Source organism: Collinsella sp. SGI.033 (assembly GCF_050315135.1).
Classification (GTDB): Bacteria; Actinomycetota; Coriobacteriia; order Coriobacteriales; family Coriobacteriaceae; genus Collinsella.
The window spans coordinates 1-20,883 of record NZ_JBNPOK010000018.1 but is presented as its reverse complement, the minus strand read 5'-3'; the positions used below and the strand labels follow the sequence as shown (position 1 = coordinate 20,883).

Genomic DNA, 20,883 nt, shown 5'->3' with positions numbered 1-20,883 from the left:
CTACACCGTCCTGATGCGCGGGTTGATGAGCAGGTAGAGCATGTCAACCACGATGTTGATGATGATGAAGGCAAGAGCAACGACGATGACGACGCCCTGAACCAGGTTCGCCTCGTTGCCCTGAACGCCCTGCAGGATCGCAGTACCCATGCCGGGGAGGTTGAAGATGACCTCGATGACGACGGCGCCGCCCATGAGATAGCCAATCTTAAGACCGAGGGTGGTGACCGGGGTGATCAGCGCGTTGCGAAGAACGTTGATGCCGACGACGACCTTCTCGGGAACGCCGGCGCCGCGAGCCATACGGACATAGTCCTTGTCGAGCTCCTCGACCATGGCGGTACGCACGATACGAGTCATCTGACCCGTCAGCGGAAATGCCAAGGCGATGGCGGGCATGATCATGCGTCCCAGATAGCCAGCCGGATTCGTGGTGAAGTGCGGCAGGGCACCCGATGCCGGGAGTACCTTAAGGTAGGAAGAGAACAGCAGGATCAACAGAACGGCAAGCCAGAACGACGGGGTTGCCAAGCCGGCGATGGAAAAGACGCGGATCACTTGGTCCGGCCATTTATCGCGATACAGTGCCGCGATGACGCCGAGCAAAAACGATACGACCGCACCGATGGCAAGACCGATGAAGGTCAGCTGCATCGTGACGGGTAGGGCCGTGGAGATGCGCTTGGCAACGGAGTTGCGAGCAGCACCATAGGTGCCCATGTCGCCATGGATCAAATTGCCCATATAGCGCACGTAGCGCACGGGCCAGGGGTCGTCCAGACCATACTTCTCATGGTACTCGGCAACCGCCTCGGGCGAGGCACCGTCACCCAACGCCGTGTAGGCGGGGTCGGTCTTGGAGAACGACATAAGGAAGAACACCAGGACGGTGACGCCCAATGCCATGATCGGCAGCGCCACGAGACGCCTTCCAATCAAACGTAGAAAGTTGTTCACGTTCTCTCCCCTTTCTTTTGTCGGTAGGACCAACTGGTATATGAGTACGGACACTCATTACAAGACCCGAGCGACATCGTTGCCGCCCGGGTCTTTGTTTCAACTATGAGGATACGGTCCCAACGGCCGACATCCTGCATATAGACTCAAGCGAGTCTTACGCCTTGACGGTCGCGACACCCTTAAAGGACATGCTCGTCGTGCCGATGCCCTTGAAGCCATCGAGGGCCTCGCCGTTGGGCGCAGTGGACGGGTCGTTCCAGGAAGCGGAGACGGTCTTAACGTGGACAACGGGGTACAGAACGGCGTTGTCGGCGATGATGTCGAAGCACTCGTTCCACCTCTTCTGCTGCTCGTCGCCCTCGGCGGCAAGAGCCTCGTCCATAAGGCCGTGGAGCTTCTGCCACTCAGCGGACTCCTTCCACGGGCAACGGGTCTGCATCCAGACGTTGTCTCCGTACCACCAGTTGAGCAGCAGGTCGGGGTCTGCGCCGAAGCAGGAAGGATCGCCAGGGGCAAGGAGGATATCGTAGGCCTCGCCGCCGTCGATGGCAGCATAGGTGGCCGGCGAGGTATCGGTCTGGATGGTCACATCGAAGCCGAGAGCGTCGAGGTCGTTCTTGACCTGGGCAGCCATACCCTTGATCTGCTCGTTATCGGTGGTGCGCAGGGTAATGGCGCCCGGGGTGATACCGGACTCCTCGATAAGCTTCTTGGCCTTCTTGGCGTCGGTCTTGTACACCGTGGAGGCCTCATGATAGTTGGTGAAGCTCTTGGGCAGGTAGCAGCTGGCAGCGGTAGCAAGGCCGGCGAAGGTGTTGCTGATCATCTTCTCGGTGTCGAGCGCATACATGACAGCCTGACGGACCTTGACGTCGTTCCAAGGCTCCTTGGCGACGTTGAACATGATGAAGCGGGTGCCGAAGCCCTGGACGTTGTCGATCTTGCAGCCGGCGCCCTCGAGCTGGTCGACGGCGTCAGCGGTAACGAGCTCCATGACGAGCGTGGAGCCTTCCTGCTGAGCGGTGACGCGAGCGGTGGGGTCGGTCAGGATGCTGTACTGGATCTTCTTATCCTCGGCAGCATACTCACCGTTGTACTCGGGGTTGGGAACCAGGGTGATCTCGGTATCGGAGATAGAATCGTACATCCAGGGGCCGGAGCCGATCGGCTGCTTGGCGCGATCCTCCTCGCTCTGGGCGGCAGGAGTAACGCGAATGATGGCCAGACGATCCTTGAGCAGGGAGAAGTTGGGGACCTTGGTCTTGACCGTCACGGTGCTGGCATCCTTGGCCTCGATGGACTCGAAAGGCTGGAAGAACGGAGCGTAGGTGGCAGAAGCGGCGCAAGCGGTGTAGGAGGCGACGACGTCGTCAGCGGTAACCTCGGTGCCATCGGAGAATTTGGCGCCCTTGCGGATGGTGACCTCGAAGGTGGTGTCGTCCACGGACTTGGGATCATCGGTGGCGAGCTCGTTGAAAGTGCTGTAGTCGTGGTAATCGATGCCGTAGAGGCCCTCGACGACGTGCCAGTTAGCGCCCAGGCCCACGGCGGAGCCGGTGCTGGCGGGGTCGAAGCTGGACGGAGCGTAAGCGGAACCGGCGGTGATCACGCCGCCGCCACGGTTGGCGGAATCGGCGGGAGCGGAACCCTCGTCGCTAGAGCTGCCACCGCAGCCAGTGAGACCAAAGCCGGCGACAGCAGCGACGCTGCCGGTGAGGCCAAGGAACGAACGCCTGGACATACCCTTATTGATGATGGCCATGTCTTCTCCTATCAATAGAGAATCTTACCCGGGAGCACCTAAACTTGCCCCCGCGCAACTTGCGGACGATATATACCTTACCTACCGACAAACCCAACTGAGGTGCCGCGCTCGGCGACCGATACATACATACGCTTGAACGGTATTTACTACCGTTCACCGAATTCGTTGACAAACGATACAGCAGACAGTATGTATCGGCGAGGTGAGATATCAGTCTTCGTCAACCCGCAGGATAGCAGGGTTTTCGCTTGGGTTAGTCAAACGTTTTAGCGTTAATAAAACCCGAAACCAGCAGGCAATCATGGCGAAATAAATGGTTGAAAATCGCGCAATCATGTATATCAGTTGTTTAGGCTCGTGTTTAGCTATCGGAATGGCCAGCCGCTGCCTCGGCGCGCTCGGCATTCCATGCAACGAGCGCCTCGTGGACCGCCTTGGCAACATCGGCAGGTATGCCGCGAACTTCCGCGATCTCTTGCTCACTCGCCGCGCGCAACCGCTTCATCGAGCCAAAATGGCGCATAATTGCACGTTTTCTAGTGGGTCCCACGCCTGGAACGTCATCGAGTACCGAAACCGTCATGGCTTTATCGCGCAATTCGCGATGGAACGTGATGGCAAAACGGTGCGATTCGTCGCGCACCTGCTTGATGAGATAGAGCGACGCAGACCCGGTCGGAAGTACGACAGGAGTCTCGTCCCAAGGCACGAAAACCTCCTCATCGGCCTTTGCCAAACCACAAACTGGTATATCGAGCCCAAGGGCCTCAAGTTGCTTAATTGCAGCCGTCAATTGCGGCTTGCCGCCGTCGACAACGAGCAAATCGGGGCGCGAGCCAAAACGTTCGTCGCCCATCCGCTCGGGAGCATAGCGACGCCCCAAAACCTCGGACATCGAAACGAAGTCGTTCGCCTCGTCCAATTCGGCCTGGATTTTAAAGCGGCGGTACTGGCTCTTGTCGGCGTGGCCGTTGGTAAACACCACCATCGAGGCGACCGTAAAGGTGCCATGAAGCGTAGAGATATCGAAGCACTCGATTCGCATTGGCGGCGCAGGTAGCGCCAAGGCGCTCTCAAGCTCCAGGAGCGCTCGATTGGTGCGATCGTCGGCGTATCCCGTGCGCATCATATAACGCATGAGGGCATGACGCGCATTTTTAGATGCCATATCGAGCAACCGGTGTTTTTCGCCGCGCTGAGGCCTATGGAGATGACAGGAACGCTCGCGCTTGTCCGAAAGCCACTCCCCTAGCGCCTCCGCATCCTCAAGCTCGACGGAAAGGTTCACCTCGGCTGGAATATCAGCCGTCTCGTCGTAATAGCGCTTGAGAAAACCCGACTGAAGCTCCTCTTCATCGACATCCAGGCCCTTATCGAGAATGAACTCACAGGTTCGAACCGTTCGCCCCTCGCGCACAACAAACACGCAGGCGGCCGAAATGGTCTCTTCTCGATAGAAACCAATCACATCGAGATCGACACTCGACGGAAAAACGACCTGCTGTCGGTCGTCCAGGCCCCTAATAACTTCCAAGCGACGCTTGACGCGCGCCGCCCGCTCAAAATCGAGCGCTTCGGCGGCGTCCGTCATCTCGGATGTAAGCTCATCAACGACATCTTTACGATGGCCCGACAAAAATCGCTCGACGCGTTTAACGTTTTTAGCATAGTCGGCTGGAGAGATCGCACCGACGCATGCCCCCGGGCCGCGGCCAACATGGAAGTCAAAGCAGGGACGCCCGTTTTGAGCGCAAATCATATTGACGATATCTTCTTCGCCCTTGTGGGACTCGACGATACGGCGGCATCGACGCCATTCCGCACAAGAAGCCGAGCAGATCGGGATTACCTTGCGCAGCGTATCAATGGTCTCGCGCGCCGCGCGGCTGTCGGTGTAGGGACCAAAATAACGCGTTCCCGGCTTATGACGCTCACGAGTATATTTAATAGCTGGGAACAGATCGCTCTTGGTGATAGCGATAAAGGGATAGCTCTTATCGTCCTTAAGGTCGACATTAAAGTACGGATGGTATTGACCGATCAGGTTGCGCTCGAGCACCAGCGCCTCGTGCTCGTTCTCGACAACGATATAGTCAAAGCTCGCAACCAGCTGCATCATCAGTGGAATCTTTTGGCGCTCGTCCTGCAACGTCACATATTGACGCATGCGCGAGCGCAGATTTTTAGCCTTGCCAACGTAAATGACATCGCCCTTGGCATCTTTCCAAAGGTAGCAGCCAGGCTGCATGGGCACACGCGAAACCTGTTCGGCAAGCGTTGGAATGTTGTCATGACCTGCCACGACTGCCTACCTGCGGCGAAGAAGCGCGGAGACCTCAGGCATCTTTAGAAGGACGGCAAGGCCAAAAGTCACGGCAAGTGAAACCATGCCCGCGATGCAAACATAGCCCAAGGTAATAAGAATCGATCCGCCAAGCGCTCCGACAAAACTCTCGAGCGCCCACAAAACGCCGGCACCCGCTGCGGCACCCAGGCCGCCGAGCAAAAGGCCATAGAAGCAGCCGTGCAGAATAGATTTAACCTGAAGACCCTGCAGACGACGACGCAGCCACCACAGCGAACAGCCGACCAGAATCACATAGTCGACAACATACGACATCGCAATCGCAGGCATGCCATAGCCCAGCACCACACCAAACAGCAGAACCGAACCAGCCTGACCGATGGCAGAGTATAGGCAATAGCGACTATAGGGCTTCATGTCGAGCAACGCCGAGAAGCTCTTCTGCATCAACACGACCACGCCGTAGAGTGGCAGGGAGAGCGCCAGATAAACCAGAAACTCGGACACAAGCGCCACACCCGACTCGTCGAACTTGCCGGCGCAATAAATCATGTTGAGCGGACGGGCAAACACAATGAGATATAGCGCGAAAGGAATCAGGAAGAAGAGCATCTGGGCCACGCCGCGCGAGATACCAACGCGCACGCTGTCATAATCCTTTTCCTGGGCATCGTGCGAAAGCTCGGTATAAAGCGCCGTCGAGAGCGAGGCGGCTATCAAGGCATAAGGCAGTGTGTACCAAAGGCGCGCATAGGCAATTACAGAAGGACCGGTCTCGGGCTGCACCACCAGCGCGGCTGCGTTGGTAATGGAAGTCGACACGAACATGCATACCGTAGCGAGCAACGTCGGGACGCCGAGCGCGAGCGTCTGTCGCAGTGCAGGATCCTTAAAGTCGATATGAATATGAGGCCGGACACCATGCTTACCGAGTGCGGGAATCTGGCACGCCATCTGGACAAAAACGCCAAGCGTCGTGCCGAGCGAAATCAAAACGACGCCCGCCTGCTCACCAAAGCAGGCAGATACGGGAGCGAAGCCCATAAAACTCGCAATGACAATCACATTGTTGAGTACCGGGGCGAACGTCGACCAAAAGTAGTCACGATGCGCGTTAAGAACGCCCGAGAACACCGAGCCCAGGCCGTAGAACAAAATCTGAATGGCAAAGAAACGGAACATGAATGCAGCGGTATCCATGCTTCCGCCATCGCCCGAAAGGAACGACTGCGTCCAGATAAAGCCCGGAGCAAACACGGTGCCCAACACCGAAATGCCGCCCAGCAGCAAAAGCAGGATGCCGAGCAGATTACCTACGTATTCGTTTGAGGCGTCGCGACCCTGCTCACGACGCACGCCCATGTACACCGGCAAAAAGGCGGTAACCAACATACCGCCCATCACGAGCTCATAGAGCATATTGGGCAGGTTGTTGGCGACCTGATAGGAAGACGAGAGCAGCGACATGCCGATGGCGGCAGCCATAGCCCAAGTACGGATAAACCCGGTGACGCGCGACACAATGGTCAGTGCAGTCATGAGGCCGGCAGAACGGCCAACCGTAGAGTAGTCCGACGAGCCCATATCATCTACGTCGTCCTGTGATTGGGGGCTGACTTCAGTGTGTTGTCGAGAATCAACCTCGATATCAGGCTCATCGATTATCGCGAAGGGGTCGTCGACCAAAACGGCATCATCGGCAGAAAAAGCTCCGTCAACAGGCGTGACATCGTTGTCAAACGAAGCGTCATCGTTAGCTACGGCATTATTACCAAACACCGTGTCAACTTCCCTGGCGGCAGCGGTTCGACCAGAAAACGACAATAGATCCCAATCATCGTCCTCAACAGCAACGCCCTCGACCGGATCGGTCGAGCCGAGCGGTGACCACTCGTCATCCAAAAGCAACTGCTCGCCATCACCGTCGGTTGCAGGCCTCGCGGGACGATCGGCTGGGACACCCTGCAGTGCGCCCTTTCCCTGAGCCGCCATCAAAAACACCGCCGTCTCATCGGGACGCGGCGCACGAGACGCCCCGGCGTCAGGCATCCGTCCGGCACGGGATTGAGCCGCGGCCAAAAACACCGCCGTCTCATCGGGGCGAGCCGAAGAGAGAATCGTACGGGGAGGCACCGTACCGGCACCGGCGGCACGCAAATACACAGCCGTCTCCCCTGGATCTGCAGCAACGGACCAAGCGTTTCGAATCTGGTCATCGACCGAAGAAGCCTCAGGCGCGGGCGTCTGAGAAGCCGAACCCTTTGCAAAGTGAGCTCCGCGCTTCGATTCTTCCTGCGGCATCGCTCAGTCCTCTCTCGTGATCGGGGCAACCGTCGCCCCGCAAAATGCAACTAAGTCGTCGGGGGCAAGCTCAAGTTGATAGCCACGCTTACCGCCTGAGATAAAAATGGTATCCCAAAGGACGCATGTCTCATCGATCAGCGTCCGAAAGCGTTTTTTCATGCCGACTGGACTGCAGCCGCCCCGGACATACCCCGTCGCGGCAAGCAAGTCCTTGACATGCATCATGGTCAGCGACTTTTCACCAGCGGCGCGCGCTGCGGCCTTTAGGTCAAGCTCGTCGGCAACGGGAATACAGCACACAACGTGTTCGTTGGACGGCGTCACGCAAACCAAGGTCTTAAACCCCTGGCCAGGCTCCTCGCCAAGTTGTTCCAAAATTGCGACGCCTAAACCCACCGACTCATCGCCATCGTCTTCATACGTATGGAGAATATAGGAGATGCCGGCGTTTTCCAGCTCGCGCATCGCATTGGTTTTCGGCGTCTTTGCAGCCTTTGCCATGGCATGTCCCTTCCCTCGCATTCGAACGTAACGCCTAAGTATATGTCCAATTTAGCCGCATACGTCATCTCGACACACAGAAGCGCCACCGAATCGAAAGGAATCGGTGGCGCTTCTCGTACGACGGCGTCTCTTTACTGGGCGTCGAGTTGTGCCTGACGCTCGCGGTCGCGCTTGAGCAGCGGTGCCAAGAACTTGCCCGTGTAACTCTGCGAACATGCCGCGACCTGCTCCGGCGTACCCGAGACCACGACGGTTCCGCCGCCATTGCCGCCCTCGGGACCCATATCGATCAGGCGGTCGGCAACCTTGATGACATCAAGGTTGTGTTCAATCACCAGCACCGTGTTGCCCGCATCGACCAAGCGCTGCAACACATCGAGCAGCTGGCGGACGTCCTCAAAATGAAGGCCGGTCGTCGGCTCGTCCAAAATATAGAACGTCTTGCCCGTCTGGCGTCGATGAAGCTCCTTGGCGAGTTTCACACGCTGCGCCTCGCCGCCCGAAAGCGTCGTGGCAGGCTGCCCCAAACTCACATAGCCCAAGCCAACGTCATACAAAGTCTGAAGCTTGCGCTTAATCTGCGGGATATTCCCAAAGAAAGCCAGCGCCTCGGTGACGCTCATGTCGAGCACGTCCGAGATGGTCTTGCCACGGTAGGTGACCTCGAGTGTCTCGCGGTTGTAGCGTTTACCGCCGCAAACTTCGCAGGGAACGTAGATATCGGGAAGGAAGTGCATCTCTATCTTGATCTGTCCGTCGCCCTTGCACGCCTCACAGCGCCCGCCACTCACATTAAAGGAGAAACGGCCCGGCGAGTAGCCGCGCGCCTTCGACTCCGGCGTACTCGCAAACAGCGCGCGAAGATCATCCCACAGGCCAATATAGGTAGCAGGGTTGGAACGCGGTGTGCGGCCAATCGGCGACTGGTCGATATCGATAACCTTATCGATACACTCGATGCCCTCGATTTTCTTATACGGACCCACAGGGCGCGTCGAACGGTGAATAGCATTCGTAAGGGCAGGCGCAATGGTGTCGGTAACCAGGGAGCTCTTGCCCGATCCCGACACGCCGGTAACAACCGTAAGCGTACCAAACTCGATCTTGGCGGTAACGTTTTTGAGGTTGTTAGCTCGAGCGCCCGTAATTTTAAGGCAGCCGCGACCGGGCTTGCGCCGTTCATCAGGCACCCGGATCATTCGTTTGCCGGTCAGATAAGCGCCCGTCATCGACTCAGGACACGCCATGATATCGGCAGGCGTTCCCGCCGCGACTACGTGTCCGCCGTTGACGCCGGCGCCGGGCCCCATGTCGATCACGTAGTCGGCGGCACGGATTGTGTCCTCGTCGTGTTCGACGACGATGACGGTATTGCCGATATCGCGCAGGCGCTCAAGGGTCTTGATCAGGCGCTCGTTGTCACGCTGATGAAGGCCGATCGATGGCTCGTCCAAAATGTACAGGACACCCATGAGGCCGGCGCCGATCTGCGTTGCCAGGCGAATACGCTGCGCCTCGCCACCAGAAAGCGTCGCCGAGGCACGATCGAGCGTCAGATAGTCGAGTCCAACATCGACCAGAAAACGCAAGCGCTCCAGGATTTCCTTGACGATGCGCCCGCCGATAAACTGTTGGCGCTCGGTGAGCTCCAGGCCCTCAAAAAACTCGAGCGACTCACGGCACGACAGGCAACAAACCTCGTAAATGGACTTGCCGCCCACGGTGACGGCGAGCATCTCAGGGCGCAAACGAGCGCCGTGGCAGCTCGAGCACGGTTCCTCGCGAATGTACTTCTCCAAGCGCGCCTTGGTGTTCTCGTTCGTCGTCTCGGTATAGCGTTCGTACAGGATGTTGCGAACGCCCGAAAACTTGGTATCCCACTGGCTACGACGTCCGTCGAGCTTTTGGTAGTCAACCGAGATCTTCGTATCGCCCAGGCCATCCAAGAATGCACGACGCACGCGAGGGGGCAAGTCCTCCCACGGCGTATCGGCGCTTACCTTAAAGTGTTTACAGACCGCAGCAAAAATCTGCGGGTAGTAGTTCGAATTGCCAAACAGGCTACCAAAGACTCCGTCGGCAATGGACTTCGAGGGGTCCTCGATCAGCGCCTCGGCATCAACGGTTTTCTTAAAGCCCAGGCCGTCGCACTCAGGACATGCGCCATAGGGAGCGTTAAACGAAAAATCACGCGGCTGAAGATCGTCAATGGAGTGTCCATGCTCCGGGCACGCCAAGGCCAACGAATACTCCAGCAGCTCGCCCTCGGTCCCCTCGGGAGCATCACGATCGGGCAGCATGTACACATTTACATTGCCGTGAGCCAGCGCGGTCGCCTGCTCAACGGACTCGGCGATACGGCCCAGAGAGTTCTCCCGGATCACGATGCGATCGACCACGACCTCGATATCGTGCTTGAACTTCTTGTCCAGATCGATTGGATCGTCGAGCGAGCGCACTTCACCGTCGACACGCACGCGGCTAAAGCCCTCGGCGCGAAGGTCCTCAAACAGTTTGGTGTACTCGCCTTTTCGCCCGCGCACCACCGGTGCCAGCACAAACGCGCGGCGACCCTCCCCCGCCGCCAAGACCTTGTCGGCAACCTGGTCGGTCGTCTGGCGCTCAATGACGCGGCCGCATTCGGGACAGTGCGGGGTGCCCACACGGGCGAACAGCAGGCGCAGATAGTCATAAATCTCGGTTACGGTGCCAACCGTCGAGCGAGGGTTTTTAGACGTCGTCTTTTGGTCGATCGACACCGCCGGCGAAAGGCCGTCGATTGAATCCAAGTCGGGTTTGTCCATCTGGCCCAAGAACTGGCGCGCATAGCTCGAAAGGCTCTCGACGTATCGACGCTGGCCCTCGGCATAGATAGTGTCAAATGCCAGCGAGCTCTTGCCCGAGCCAGAAAGACCGGTAATGACCACGAGTTGGTCACGCGGAATGGAAACATCGATATCACGGAGGTTGTGCTCACGAGCGCCGCGAATAACGATAGAAGAATCAGACATGGAAGCTCCTTGCCTCCTATTGCATCGAATCATACTGCCGATGAGTTTAGCGCACTCGACGCGCACAGATGTTCGTAATACAAGATTCGCAGACCTTTAGCTTTGCGTATCGGGCGCTTTGTTTCTCGAAATGCCGTGGAAAGGTTACAGTAATCTAATACTGAACTTAATTTGCTGTAACAGAGGAACGTCCATGACCGAAGATATCCCCCTTGAAATTACTTCGAGCGACATGGCCAATCTGCCCATATTCATCGCCGTCCTTATCGTGGCCACCGTCGTCGTGCGCGTGTATTTTTCAATCAAACACAATGAAAAGCCGCCCATTGCCCGCGTCTTTTGGTGCGCGACGCTCCTCATCCCGCTCGGCATGGTAGCTGCATGGATTACGAATCAATTGCTCGTAAATGAGGGCAGTTCCCTATGGGTCCTTTCTTATTCGGCGCTCGGTGCTGCCGCCGTCATACTTCTTGTCGAGCCCTTGGTTTCGGGACTTATCGACCAAACCGATCTTGCGACGGGAACGGTTGCCTGTATTTGCCGTGACATCCTTGTCATCGCCGCTGTTTCAGCGCTCTCGTTCGTTTCACTCGAAATTGCCTGCAACGAAACGTTCTATCGCATTCCCGCCAACTCATTCGGGTTTTCCGTTGGGCTGCTCGCGACGGTTCTGCTCTCCCTTTATTTGCTGGGACAGCGTCATGGAGGCGTCATGGCCCTCGTGCCCGTCGTCTGTTGCATCCTTGGCATTGCCGAGCACTTCGTCATAACGTTTAAAGGCGAGGCCATCCTGCCAAGCGATATCTTGGCCCTTGGCACCGCAATGGAAGTGAGCGAGGGATACGAGTTTACCTTTACCGCCGGAATCGTAACCTCTCTAGCCCTGTTAGAGATTTCCCTGGGGCTTCTTTCGCTTATCCGACCGAGAAAGCTCCGTACGCCCACCCATGTCTTCCCCGCAATCGCCGCTAACCTCTGCGCTTTTCTGCTAGTGACCGTTGTGGGGCTCTCGGGCTTTTCCAGCATCGACTTGGAGCAGGCGCTGAATTTTGGATTTGACCGTTGGCAGCCCATCACCACGTATGCGTCTCAGGGTTTTATCACTTCGTTCACCGAAATGGTCAACGAGTTGCCCATTGAGAAGCCCGAAGACTATACGCCCGATGAGGCGCAGAGCATCGAGCAGGAGCTCGCCGCCACCTACGACAGCACGTATGGCTCGAGCGAGCAGCGCGCGGCGGCCGTTGCCCAGTTCAATGAAATCAAGCCGACGATTGTTGCCGTCATGAACGAGAGTTTTAGCGACCTTTCGTGCTTTGAGCAGCTCCAGGCGGCCGGGTACACCGGCCCCGCATTCTACAACTCGCTTCCCGACACGCTTGTTCGCGGCACCATGTTCGCTTCGGTCGCCGGTGGCGGAACGGCGAACTCCGAATTCGAATTTTTGACCGGAGCGACAACGGCCTTTGTCGGATTAGGCAAAATCCCCTATCAGCTGTATCAGATGAATGACGTCAACAGCCTGGCAAAGGACCTTAAAGAGCTTGGGTATACCGCTACCGCTATGCACCCGCAAAACCCCGTCAACTACCATCGAGATAAAATCTATCAGCAGCTGGGCTTTGGAGACTTTCTTTCAATCGGCGATTTCGAAGGTGCGCCCTGCTACCATGCCGGCGTATGCGACTACGCCACCTACGACAAGATACTCGACCTGCTTAGAACCGACGAAGCCCCGCAGTTCATCTTTGACGTCACGATGCAAAATCACGGCGGCTACGACTATGGCACCGTTCCCGCCGAAGAGCTGACAAACTATTGGGTCGAGGGAGCCAGCGAGGGCGCCAATAGCGCGCTCAACACCTATCTTACCTGCATCAACGCATCCGACCGGGACCTCGAGTACTTTATCAACGAGCTCCGCAATATCGGCAGACCGGTTGTTCTTGTCTTTTTTGGCGACCATCAGCCGAGCGCCGCAGCGACTCTCAACGACGAGCTGTACCCTCAGGAAGATACGGCAAGCCACGCTTTCCGTATCTATCAGTCGACCTATTTCGTCTGGGCTAACTATGAAATCGCTGGCAATACCGAGCTCAACGTCTACGACACCGTCGGGGCAAACGAGATTGCAGCCATTACCCTTAATAAGATCGGCGCCCCGCTCACCGACTATCAAAAGGCTCTGCTTGCAACAAGGTCAGATGTGCCCACCATCAATGTCGCCGGCTATCTTGGTGCCGACGGGCTGCGCTACGATTTGGAATCTGAAGACAGCCCATACGCCTCGACGATCGACAAGCTGCAGCGCATGCAATACCTCGAGTTCGCCAGCAAAGTTCAGTAAGCCCGCTCATTCGCTTGGGCCCATCGCATTGCAAGCACGCTCGGCCCAAATGCATCACAAATGACTCCCGCTCGCAAACGAGGGTACAATGACGCTCGTGTCACATCACGGGGCCCCGGCCCCAACATATACAAAGGAGTCATACATGGGTTGCGAGCACGCACAGGCCGCCGGCGGACAAACGTCGCCGTCGCAATTTGAGGAGAACACGCTGTCCGAGGTCAAACGCGTCATCGCCGTGCTTTCCGGCAAGGGCGGTGTCGGCAAGTCGTTTGTCACCGGTGCCATCGCCACCGAGCTCGCCCGTCACGGCCACAAGGTCGGCGTCCTCGATGCCGACATCACCGGTCCCTCTATCCCCAAGATGTTCGGTATGAGCGGACGCCACGTCCATGCCCTTGGCAACCTTATGCTGCCCGAAATCTCCGAGCACGGCGTCAAGGTCATGAGCTCCAACCTGCTGCTCCAAAACGAGACCGACCCCGTCCTTTGGCGCGGTCCGGTCATCGCAGGCGCCATTAGGCAGTTCTGGAGCGAGACCTCGTGGGGCCCCATCGACTACCTGCTGGTCGACATGCCTCCGGGAACAGGCGACGTCGCGCTCACCGTCTTCCAGTCGCTGCCCGTCGACGGCATCGTCATCGTCACGAGCCCGCAGGATCTGGTCTCGATGATCGTCGCCAAGGCGGTTAACATGGCCGAGAAGATGAACGTCCCCATTCTGGGCATTGTCGAGAACATGAGCTACATTGAGTGCCCCGACTGCGGCAAGAAGATCGAGGTCTTTGGCAAGAGCAAGCTCCCCGAGGTCGCAGAGCGCTATAACCTCGACATCTTGGGCCAGCTTCCCATTAATCCGGCACTCGCCGAGGCCTGCGATAAGGGCGAGGTCGAGACTGCGCTGCCCGACGGCATGTTGCCCCAGGCCGTCTCTGCCGTCGAGGCCATTGCCCCGCACGAGACCGACGAGGCCTAAGTGAACACGAGCGCCTTCTATGACGTCCTGGTAATCGGCGGCGGGGCTTCAGGCCTCGCCGCCGCCATCACGGCCGCGCGCGCGGGTAAAAGCGTCTGCATCGTTGAGCGCGATGTCGCCTGCGGCCTTAAGCTCCTTGCGACCGGCAACGGTCGCTGCAACCTCTCCAACGAATCGATTGATCCTCAGCGGTATAACCACCCCGCATTCGTCGAATCCGTCATGGGCCCCCAGCCCGAACAAGAGCTTATGGGTTTCTTCTCCTCGCTGGGCATCATGACAACCTCCGAGGAAGGCCGGCTGTACCCGCGCTCCCTTCGCGCCGAATCGGTACGCGACGCGCTTCTCAACGTTTGCGACCGCCTGGGTATCACCTTAATCTGCGGAGCCAACGTTGCCTCGGCGCACAAAGCTTCCGAAGGCTGGGCACTCCAAATAAACCGTCCAGCGCGGGCACTCAAGGCAAAAAAGCACGGCGACCGAAAATCGGAGCTCCGCTCGCTTCGGAAAGCGCTCGCCGATGTCCCTCGCAAGAACGAGGCCCTGGAGGCACATGCCGTAATTATCGCCACGGGTGGCAACCCCACCGGTATCGCCGATACGTTTAGCCTCCCCCTCACTTCGCTGCGCCCCATCCTCTGCCCCGTATCGGCAACGGTCGTCGGCGATCGGGCGGCACTCAAGACGTTGGATGGTCTGCGCGTCCGCGCCCGCTTGACGCTCACCCGTAACCATAGTGAGCTCTGGCACGAAGACGGTGAAGTACTGTTTCGAACCTTCGGTATCTCGGGCGTCGCTGTCTTCAACCTCTCCCGTCGTATCCAGCGCGGCGATACGATCCTGCTCGACGTTTTCCCCGACCTCTCTAAAGACGAGTTGCTCGATATGCTTAACAGGCGCGTTAAGCTGCTCGGCGGCTTTTCGCCCCGCGATCCCCGTTGGCTCGACGGCATGCTCGCCCCGCAACTCTCCCGCGTCGTCTGCACAGCGTTCGAGCAGTGCCATCCAGGCTCCAACGATGTCGTCCACCTGGTCTCGATCCTCAAGCACTTTAAGTTGCTCGTCGAGGGAACAGCCGAGGAGCGCTCGGCGCAGGTCACGCGTGGTGGCGTATCTGTCGAGAGCATCTCAACACCCAGTCTACACGCGTGCAGCGTTGTCGACGCCCCGCTTTACGTCTGCGGCGAAGCGCTCGACATCGACGCCGATTGCGGAGGCTTTAACCTTGCGTGGGCCTGGATCTCGGGCATTCGCGCTGCAAGCAGCCTGTAGCCGCACAGTCTATAATCAAAAACGCATTCGGGCCGTCTGGGATACCGGACGGCCTCTTTCTTGCCTCTAAGGAGACCTCGATGATCGAAATCACCCAAGTCAACGCGTCACTCGATGAAGCCGGCGATGAAAATGCCTGCCTCATTGTTGGCAAGCGATTCGCCAAGCGCGTCCTGCGTTGCAAGGACTCCGAGATCAAGTCCATCGAGCTCCACCGCAAGTCAATCGACGCTCGCAAAAAACGAGACGTCCATTTTATCCTGAGCTTTCGTGTTGAGCTGACTAGTCCCCACCTCGAGCGAGAAGCGGTCGACAGCGTTGCCGAGCGTGACCGCTCGCGCGTACGCGCGATAGAAGACGATGAGCCTTCATTCCCCTCCCCCGTTTCCAGCGCACCCAAAGAGCGCCCCGTCGTCGTCGGTGCCGGTTGCGCCGGCCTTTTCGCCGCACTCACCCTTGCCGAAGCAGGTCTGAAGCCCTTGCTCATCGAGCGCGGCGACCCGGCATTTCGCCGCTCGCATGCGATCGACCTCTTTCTAAAGGAGCGTATCCTCGACCCCGAGAGCAATATCCAGTTTGGTCTGGGCGGCGCGGGGACCTTCTCGGACGGCAAGCTCAATACGGGAACAAAAAATCCCGCCCATCGCCTCATCCTCGAAACCTTCGTCGAGGCGGGTGCGCCCCGCGATATTCTGTGGGATGCCAAGCCGCACATTGGCTCCGACATCCTTCCCACGGTTGTCACCGCTATATCCCAGCGCATCGAGCAGCTCGGAGGTGTCGTCCGTTATCGAACAAAACTCGTCGACATTCGCATCGACGCGTCTGGCGCCATCACCGGTATTGATGTCCAATCGTCCCAAGACGCCGCTTACGAGCCAATTGAGACAAAGCACCTTATCCTCGCCTGCGGGCATTCTGCTCGCGATATTTTTGAACTCCTTAAGGACCACGACGTGGCCCTCGCACAAAAGACCTTTGCCATGGGCGTTCGCATCGAGCATCCGCAGCGCGACATCGACCGAGCCCAATATGGAGCCTCGGCGGGACATCCTGCCCTCGGAGCAGCCCCCTACAAACTCGTCGCCCATCTTCCCAACGGCCGCAGTGTGTTCTCGTTTTGCATGTGCCCCGGCGGGCAGGTTGTCGCCGCCTCTTCCGAGCAGGGCCACCTGTGCGTCAACGGCGCCAGCCTCAATGCCCGCGACGGCCGTAACGCAAATGCCGCGCTGCTCGTTAACGTCACGCCTGAGGACCTTCCCGACGATGACCCGCTCGCCGGCATCGAGCTCCAGCGCGCCTGCGAGGCGGCCGCCTATCGCCTAGGCGGTTCCAACTGGAACGCACCGGCACAACTCGTCGGAGATTTCCTCGCAGGACGCGCCAGCAAGGCGCCCGGAAAGGTAAAGCCCACCTATCCGCTCGGTGTGACCTGGACGGCAATTGACGAAGCCCTGCCGCAGCATATCGTCGAGTCGCTCCGCCTGGGACTTCCCCTACTCGGAAAAAAGCTACGGGGCTACGACCGCCCCGATGCCGTTCTTACCGGCGTGGAGACTCGTTCGAGCTCACCGGTCACTGTCACCCGAGACCAAACGTGCCATGCCGTATCGACCCCGGGCCTCTACCCTTGTGGTGAGGGAGCTGGATATGCCGGAGGCATCATGAGCGCGGCCACCGACGGTATCCGTTGTGCCGAAGCCCTGATCGCAGACCTCTAGCGAACGAATTCCAGCGCGCAAAAGACACAGGCCCCGAGCTCCACAGGGAACTCGGGGCCTGCTCGCTATTTCTTAAACCGTGCACCCTGGCGTTTTCTACCCGATGCGAACGTGGAACCCTTGCGGGCCTGCGAACGCAAGCGCTCGATCGTCTCGTCCTCAGACGCACCCTCGAGCATCGCCCGAATCTGAACGACAGCATCACGCAGGCGCGCCGCCTCCTCAAAGTCCATGGCGGCAGAAGCGTTACGCATATCCTCTTCCATGGTTTCGACGATCCGCACAAGCTCGTCATGCGGTAGTTCTTCCAACTGCTCCGCAAGTGTCTGCTCGGGCGCCGCCGTTTCCGGCACACCGCCCTCGCCCGACTCATCGGGCGTATAGAATGCACCATGGCCAAGAGAGTCGCCCTTCGAGCGTCCCTTGGAGCCCACAGTTTTTTCGGCCTCGGCAATAAAACTTGAGATGTCGTTGATGGCCTTGCGCACTGTCTTGGGCACAATGCCATGTTCTTCGTTATATGCCATCTGAATCTCGCGACGGCGCCGCGTCTCCTCGATGGCCGCTTTCATCGAATCGGTCACAACGTCTGCATACATGATGACTTCGCCATCGGCGTTACGGGCCGCACGGCCAATCGTCTGAATCAGCGAACGACGGTTGCGCAAGAAGCCTTCCTTGTCGGCATCGAGAATTGCCACCAGTGAGACCTCGGGAAGATCCAAGCCCTCGCGAAGCAGGTTGATGCCAACGAGAACATCGATCTTGCCCTCGCGCAGCGTTCGCAGGATCTCGACACGGTCCATTGTCGCCGTATCAGAGTGCATGTAATTGACCTTAATGCCCGCATCAAGTAGATGGTCGGTCAGGTCCTCGGCCATGCGCTTGGTCAACGTGGTCACCAGCACGCGCTCCTTGCGGGCAACACGCTCGCGAATCTCGTCCTCAAGATCGTCAATCTGACCGCGAACGGGACGCACGTCGATCTTGGGATCGAGCAGGCCGGTCGGACGAATAATCTGCTCCACGTCGTTTTGGCTCACCCGCAGCTCGTAGTCGCCCGGCGTTGCCGAAACATAGATGAACTGGGGGATTCTCGCCTCAAACTCATCGAAACGAAGCGGGCGATTGTCGAGCGCCGAGGGCAGGCGAAAACCATGCTCAACAAGCGTAACTTTGCGCGATCGGTCGCCTTCGTGCATGCCGCGAATCTGTGGCACCGTCACGTGGCTCTCGTCTATGATGCAGAGCATGTCCTTGGGGAAGTAGTCAATCAAGGTAAACGGCGGTTCGCCCGGCTTACGCCCGTCCAGATGACGCGAGTAGTTCTCGATGCCGTTGCAAAAGCCCATCGTCTCGAGCATCTCGAGGTCATAATCGGTCCGTTGCTGTAGACGTTGCGCCTCGAGCAACTTGTCGGTCGCCTTGAGCTCCGCGACGCGCTTCTCGCACTCTTCACTGATTGACTTCAAGGCCGCCTTGACCTTGGGCTTCTCGGTCACATAGTGCGATGCCGGCCACACGGGAATAGCCTCATACTCACGAAGCATCTCACCGGTAACCTCATCGATTTCGGCGATAAGCTCGACCTCATCGCCAAAGAACTCAAATCGCAACGGATGCTCGGCATAGGGCGGATACACATCGACAACATCACCACGCACGCGGAAGGTGCCACGCGCCAAGTCATAGTCGTTCCGGTCGTACTGAATGTCGATGAGCGCATGGATAAAGTCATCGCGCTCGAGCGGTACTTTCTTGTCGACATTCGGCGCCAGCCCCGCATAGTCCTCAGGAGAGCCGATGCCATAGATGCAGGACACCGAAGCAACGACAATCACATCGCGTCGAGAAAGCAACGAGGCGGTCGCCTGATGTCGAAGCATCTCGACTTCTTCGTTAATCGAAGCATCCTTCTCGATATACGTATCGCTTTGCGGCACATATGCCTCGGGCTGATAGTAGTCGTAGTACGAGACGAAGTAGACCACGGCGTTGTTGGGAAAGAATTCTTTGAGCTCGCTCGCAAGCTGGGCGGCGAGGGTTTTGTTGGGGGCCATGACCAGCGTTGGCTTACCGAGAGCTTCGATGGTCTTGGCCATGGTAAAGGTCTTGCCCGAGCCGGTCACGCCAAGCAAAACCTGATACCGGTCTCCGTCCCTCACACCCTGCACAAGCGACTCAATGGCCTTAGGCTGTGAACCTGCAGGCTCATAGGGAGACACGACCTCAAACGGTACCTCGGAGCCCTCAACGCCAAAACGTTTGAGCTCTCCGCCAACACGCTCAACTTCAAAATCCGCCATGGATACTCCTAACTCATACATCTGCAGTATACGCAGGCGGCAGGCATAGTCCTATACGAACCGGTCGGGATAGAGGGTCTTATAGCGAATCCAGGCATTATTGACACGAATCAAATAGGCTTGCGTCTCGGGAAAGGCAATCGCGTTATGGAGCGATGTGTTTTGCTGCGCCCACCCATCGACATTGCCCATTCCGGCATTGTAAGCAGCAATAGCGCTATCCGTCGACCCATTGAAATACGTCAACAGGTATGAGAGGTACGCGCACCCAAATTCGATATTCGAAGCGGGGTCATTCAGGTTATCGGCAGAATACTCATCCCCGTCGACAAGGCCCTTAGCGATCATATCCTGAGCGGTTTCGGGCATAAGTTGCATGAGACCTTGGGCGCCCTGGTTTGATTCCGCCTCGGGATCCCAGTTTGATTCCGACTTGATGACGGCACACACCAGATACGGATCGAGATTATGCGAAATACTGGACTGCTTTACATACGCCTCATAGTCAATCGGATAGAACGGTTTAAAGAAAGCGGCGGGAGCACACGAGTAAACGAGCGAGATAAGGCCAAAGACGAAAACGACAACCAGCGGCACAAGGCGATACCACGTAAAGAAATGCGTCTTAGGCATCTGTCGTCTCCTTATCCATAGCATCCATAAGGCCATGGCGAGCAAGCCACGCGTCCAGTTGTTCAAAGAGCGAGCTGTCGCCCGCTGCGTTATCAATCACGGTCGTGGCGAGACTGCAAAGCGAAGACTCATCGGGTTGGCAAGCACAGCGAGCATCAAAATCGGATGGTTCCATACCACGGTGAATAGCGCGTTCGCGACGGACCGCTAAAGGAGCGCTAACAACCATAATTTCATCCGCAAGGCCAAGCGCGTCCTCAAAGCCAGTCGGAGCAGATACTTCGACCGCCGCAAAGGGATAGCGGGGAGACGAAACCGTACAGCAAACAGGATCGAGAATCCTCAGCGAAAGCTGCTCAATAAGAGCGGGGTGCACAATACTATTGAGCCTTGCAACCGTATCGGGAGAAACAAAAGCTCGAGAAGCGAGAACGTTACGTCGAACACCGCCATCCTCGTCCAAAATATCCCAGCCAAACTCTTCAGCAAGAGCATTGACGATATCCGACCCCGGCACGTACAGCGATTTGGCAAGAACGTCTAAATCGATAAGCAGGGCTCCGCGAGATTCCAGAAAGCGGCAGGCAGTCGATTTACCCGAAGCAATATTGCCCAAAACGAAAACGGTAAACATCAAGCCCTCCCTAACGTCAATGCGAGTAATTATCGCGCAAATACAAAGCGACGGTTCAAAAAACAGCCAAACAGTAAGAGAGTCAAAGGAAGAGTCCATTCACAAGGCACAGCTTGTATATAGCGCAAAAAGGGGGAGGCCGCGA

At 57.8% G+C, this 20,883-nt stretch carries 13 protein-coding genes; 4 read left to right on the top strand and 9 right to left on the bottom strand.

Annotation, left to right across the window (positions count from 1 at the left end):
* The 6 genes from ACQRC0_RS06520 to uvrA form a co-directional block, all read right to left on the bottom strand.
* Entirely contained in the window at positions 1–957 is a 957-nt protein-coding gene (locus ACQRC0_RS06520) for an ABC transporter permease (protein WP_370450641.1), read from the bottom strand.
* Positions 958–1,114: 157 nt separating this feature from the next.
* Entirely contained in the window at positions 1,115–2,722 is a 1,608-nt protein-coding gene (locus tag ACQRC0_RS06515) for an ABC transporter substrate-binding protein (RefSeq protein WP_427728767.1), read from the bottom strand.
* Between the two features lie 364 nt (positions 2,723–3,086).
* Positions 3,087–4,973 carry an excinuclease ABC subunit UvrC gene (gene uvrC / locus ACQRC0_RS06510; RefSeq protein ID WP_427728785.1) on the bottom strand — a complete coding sequence of 629 codons (1,887 nt, stop codon included), beginning with the start codon at positions 4,971–4,973 and terminating at the stop codon, positions 3,087–3,089.
* Between the two features lie 60 nt (positions 4,974–5,033).
* Positions 5,034–7,331, bottom strand: coding sequence for a murein biosynthesis integral membrane protein MurJ (gene murJ / locus ACQRC0_RS06505; protein ID WP_427728764.1), 2,298 nt, complete (start codon positions 7,329–7,331; stop codon positions 5,034–5,036).
* 3 nt (positions 7,332–7,334) lie between these two features.
* The gene (gene ybaK, locus ACQRC0_RS06500; protein WP_427718664.1) at positions 7,335–7,835 is read right to left on the bottom strand and encodes a Cys-tRNA(Pro) deacylase; all 501 of its coding nucleotides are present in this window, start codon (positions 7,833–7,835) and stop codon (positions 7,335–7,337) included.
* Positions 7,836–7,969: 134 nt separating this feature from the next.
* Positions 7,970–10,849: an excinuclease ABC subunit UvrA gene (uvrA, locus tag ACQRC0_RS06495; RefSeq protein ID WP_427728763.1), complete on the bottom strand. Its 2,880-nt coding sequence runs from the start codon at positions 10,847–10,849 to the stop codon at positions 7,970–7,972.
* 193 nt (positions 10,850–11,042) lie between these two features.
* Here uvrA and ACQRC0_RS06490 point away from each other — a divergent pair, with 193 nt between their 5' ends.
* The 4 genes from ACQRC0_RS06490 (at position 11,043) to ACQRC0_RS06475 (ending at position 17,165) form a co-directional block, all read left to right on the top strand.
* Positions 11,043–13,196 carry an LTA synthase family protein gene (locus tag ACQRC0_RS06490; protein WP_427728761.1) on the top strand — a complete coding sequence of 718 codons (2,154 nt, stop codon included), beginning with the start codon at positions 11,043–11,045 and terminating at the stop codon, positions 13,194–13,196.
* A 145-nt stretch (positions 13,197–13,341) separates the two neighbouring features.
* Positions 13,342–14,172, top strand: coding sequence for an Mrp/NBP35 family ATP-binding protein (locus tag ACQRC0_RS06485; protein WP_427718672.1), 831 nt, complete (start codon positions 13,342–13,344; stop codon positions 14,170–14,172).
* Entirely contained in the window at positions 14,173–15,444 is a 1,272-nt protein-coding gene (locus ACQRC0_RS06480) for an NAD(P)/FAD-dependent oxidoreductase (RefSeq protein ID WP_427728759.1), read from the top strand. It abuts the gene before it with no gap.
* Between the two features lie 80 nt (positions 15,445–15,524).
* Complete coding sequence (locus tag ACQRC0_RS06475) at positions 15,525–17,165, top strand: NAD(P)/FAD-dependent oxidoreductase (protein ID WP_427728758.1); 1,641 nt, start codon at positions 15,525–15,527, stop codon at positions 17,163–17,165.
* Between the two features lie 65 nt (positions 17,166–17,230).
* Here ACQRC0_RS06475 and uvrB read toward each other — a convergent pair whose 3' ends face one another.
* Genes uvrB through coaE form a run of 3 tightly spaced genes read right to left on the bottom strand, consistent with a single transcriptional unit; the run spans position 17,231 to position 20,837 of the window.
* Positions 17,231–19,471 carry an excinuclease ABC subunit UvrB gene (uvrB, locus tag ACQRC0_RS06470; RefSeq protein ID WP_427728756.1) on the bottom strand — a complete coding sequence of 747 codons (2,241 nt, stop codon included), beginning with the start codon at positions 19,469–19,471 and terminating at the stop codon, positions 17,231–17,233.
* Positions 19,472–19,522: 51 nt separating this feature from the next.
* Positions 19,523–20,104, bottom strand: coding sequence for a lytic transglycosylase domain-containing protein (locus tag ACQRC0_RS06465; RefSeq protein WP_427728754.1), 582 nt, complete (start codon positions 20,102–20,104; stop codon positions 19,523–19,525).
* The gene (gene coaE, locus ACQRC0_RS06460; protein WP_427728753.1) at positions 20,097–20,837 is read right to left on the bottom strand and encodes a dephospho-CoA kinase; all 741 of its coding nucleotides are present in this window, start codon (positions 20,835–20,837) and stop codon (positions 20,097–20,099) included. Before coaE ends, ACQRC0_RS06465 begins: the two co-directional genes overlap by 8 nt.
* Positions 20,838–20,883 lie beyond the last annotated feature (46 nt).